Below are 2,696 nucleotides of genomic sequence, written 5' to 3' on the forward strand. Positions count from 1 at the left end.
CTTCAGGGTCGCCCAGAACGATTCAGCGGCAGCATTGTCGAAACAGATTCCGGTGCGGCCGACCGAGTTCCGCACGTTGTTGATCTTGCAGAAGCCAACGAATTCCTTGCTGGTGTACTGGCTGCCTCGATCAGCATGGGAGATCACACCTTTCGGTGGGTGCCTGCGGGTTATGGCCATGCGTAGGGCATCGAGGACGAGGTCGGTGCGCATGTGGTCGGCCACGGCCCAATGGCCATAACTTAGGTGATCGGTTCTCGGTAGAGTTGGTGGCGTGGGCCACGATGCGAGCGCGGGGCTGTCTGCGGACGGCTGGCTGCCGGACCTGGTGACCGTGGGTGCCCTGACGAAGGTGTTCACGCCGGAGTTGGTCGACGAGGTGCTTGAGGAGGTGGACGCGGTCGAGGTCCGGCGGCGGTCGCTGCCGTTGCGGATGGTCGTCATCGACGGGTGGCTGTGACAGACCAAACCGGCCCCATCGGGACGGTCATATCTGGCCCCACCTGGCTGATCCCCTGACCGGGTGACGGCGATATTTGGCCCCACTCGGACACGTGGGGACGAGGTTCTGCTCAGGACGGGGGTTCGCACTGGGACGCTGTCTTCATGCGCTCGATGAGCGGCCGTGACGTTGACGCGGCGCTGGCTGAGATGGTGTGGGTGCTCGGTCCGCGGGACACCCGTGACTGGCAGGTCCAGGCGGGGCTGTTGGAATGGACCTGCTGGCAGACCGCTGCCCATGTCGCCCACGACCTGCTGGCCTACGCGGGGCAGGTAGCGGCCGGCCCGGCGGCTGCCTACCTGCCCTTCGACCTGACGGTGGCGACCGACGCGGACCCGCGCGATGTGCTCCAGGTCGTCACCGCCTGCGCAAGACTCCTCAGCGGCGCGATCGTCACCAGCCCGGATGTTCGCGGGTGGCACTACGGACCGACCGACACTGCGGGTTTCGCGGCCATGGGCGTCGCCGAGATCCTGCTGCATACCCACGACATCACCGAGGGGCTGCGGGTGCCGTGGCGTCCCCCACGGCCACTGTGCACGGCGGTACTGAGCCGACTATTCCCCGACGCTCCGGACGGCGATCCCGTGCAGGTCCTGCTGTGGTGCACTGGGCGAGCCGATCTCGGCGACCGTCCTCGTCGATCATCGTGGATCTTTAACGCTGCCATCCGATGACCCGGACCGGCCGCCGCGGATGGTTGCGGCAGTGCGCGGTCGCACGTTCTCGGCGGCTCGGCTCGGACGGAACCTGGGTCAGGCGGTGGCGCGGGCGGCGCGGGTGTGAGCGAGGCGGTAGGAGTCGCTGCCGGTCTCGATGATGTTGCCGCTGAAGGTGAGCCGGTCGACGATCGCGGCGTACAGCCGGGGGTCGGTGAACGTCTTCGTCCACCCGGAGAACGAGTCGTTGGAGGCGATCGCGACGCTGTTGGTCTCTTCCCGTTCGGTGAGGACCTGGAACAGCAGTTCGGCGCCGCGACGGTCGAGTTCCATATAGCCCAGTTCGTCGATGCAGAGCAGGTCGACGCGGCCGTAGCGGGCGATGGTCTTGGTCAGGATCTTCTCGTCGGCGGCCTCGACGAGTTCGTTGACGAGTTTCGCGGCGAGTGTGTAACGGACCCGGTGGCCGGCCATCGCCGCGGCGGCGCCGAGCGCGATGAGCAGATGAGATTTCCCGGTGCCGGAGTCACCGATCAGGCACAGCGGTTGCCCGGCGCGGACCCAGGCGCAGGTCGCCAGGGTGTTGATGGTGGCCGGGTTGATCGCCGGGTTGGCGTCGTAGTCGAAGTCGGTCAGCCACTTCTCCCGGGGGAACCCGGCGGCGCGGATCCGCCGTTCGGATCGGCGCCGGTCCCGGTCGTCGCACTCGGCCATGAGGAGCTCGGCGAGGAACCCACGGTAGGTCAGCTGCTGGCGTTCCGCGGCGTCGGCGATCTCGACGAACCGGGACCGCATCGTCGGCAGCCGCAACGCCCGACACGCCTGGTCGACCGCGGCGTCCGCGGCCTGTTCGGTCATCCCGCGATGCGCTGGTCTGGTCATGAGACTCTTCCCGTGCTGGAGTGGTCGGCCCCCGCGGGGGTAGTCGTGGTCGGCGCCGCGGTCGGACGACGCCGCCGTAGCAGCTCGTCGTAGTGCGCGACGCTGGGAACCGGTCGCGTATCCGCCGGCAGCCCAGCGATCACCGCGGTCGGCTCGGTCAGGCGGCGCTCGGTCAGGCTCGTCACGGTGTCCCCTGAGGCAGCAGGCGGCACCGAGGGTGTCTGGCGCTCCTCGACAGGCCGGGTCTGGGTGGTCTTACGGGCCTCGACCGCGACAACGTCGGCGGTACTCGCCCCGGCAGCGACCGCCGCGGCTAGGCCGGCCACAACGTCGGCGTGGGGCAGGTGACGGTGCAACAGCAGCACCTCGACCAACGCCCGGGTGCCGCCGGCGTCGCCGTGCGCGCGGCGCGCCGCGGCCCAGAACGCCTCATGCTCGGCGGTGAACACCCCGGACTGGCGGGCCTGGGCCAGCACCGTCGCACCGGGGCCAGTTGAGACCGTCAGAGCCATTCGCCGGTGACGACCGAGGCTGGCACCTGCTCGGGGTGCTGGCCCGGCTCACCCGGCTCGCCGGCCGTTCCACCTTTGTTCCCGCTGCGCCTGTTGTCGGAGCGACACGTCGCGGCGGATCGCCTGGCCCGGCCGTCGGTG

The 2,696-nt window shown here is 69.2% G+C and carries 4 protein-coding genes and 1 pseudogene; 2 read left to right on the forward strand and 3 right to left on the reverse strand.

Translation table 11 applies throughout. The features are described 5' to 3' along the window. Positions 1–360: DDE-type integrase/transposase/recombinase (locus U9980_RS18975; protein ID WP_322769152.1), on the reverse strand; the 360-nt coding region annotated here is incomplete at its 3' end. On the opposite strand from U9980_RS18975, the gene U9980_RS18980 reads away from it, so the two are divergent. Both U9980_RS18980 and U9980_RS18985 read left to right on the forward strand, forming a co-directional pair. Continuing rightward, complete coding sequence (locus tag U9980_RS18980; RefSeq protein WP_322769149.1) at positions 275–460, forward strand: transposase domain-containing protein; 186 nt, start codon at positions 275–277, stop codon at positions 458–460. The genes U9980_RS18975 and U9980_RS18980 overlap by 86 nt on opposite strands. 155 nt (positions 461–615) lie before the next feature. Continuing rightward, the gene (locus U9980_RS18985) at positions 616–1,179 is read left to right on the forward strand and encodes a hypothetical protein (protein WP_322769150.1); all 564 of its coding nucleotides are present in this window, start codon (positions 616–618) and stop codon (positions 1,177–1,179) included. Between the two features lie 78 nt (positions 1,180–1,257). Here U9980_RS18985 and istB read toward each other — a convergent pair whose 3' ends face one another. Beyond that, positions 1,258–2,043, reverse strand: coding sequence for an IS21-like element helper ATPase IstB (istB, locus tag U9980_RS18990; RefSeq protein WP_322769151.1), 786 nt, complete (start codon positions 2,041–2,043; stop codon positions 1,258–1,260). Beyond that, positions 2,040–2,531: pseudogene (locus U9980_RS18995) on the reverse strand (IS21 family transposase); the annotation flags it as partial. The pseudogene U9980_RS18995 and the gene istB, both read right to left, overlap by 4 nt. Positions 2,532–2,696 lie beyond the last annotated feature (165 nt).

Origin of the sequence: Protofrankia sp. Cr1 (assembly GCF_963555865.1) — a bacterium.
Lineage (GTDB): Bacteria > Actinomycetota > Actinomycetes > Frankiales > Frankiaceae > Protofrankia.

Excerpts from the sequence above, each read along its gene's own strand:
- U9980_RS18985 (WP_322769150.1), top strand. The coding sequence starts at position 616 with ATGAGCGGCCGTGACGTTGACGCGGCGCTGGCTGAGATGGTGTGGGTG.
- istB (WP_322769151.1), bottom strand. The coding sequence starts at position 2,043 with ATGACCAGACCAGCGCATCGCGGGATGACCGAACAGGCCGCGGACGCC.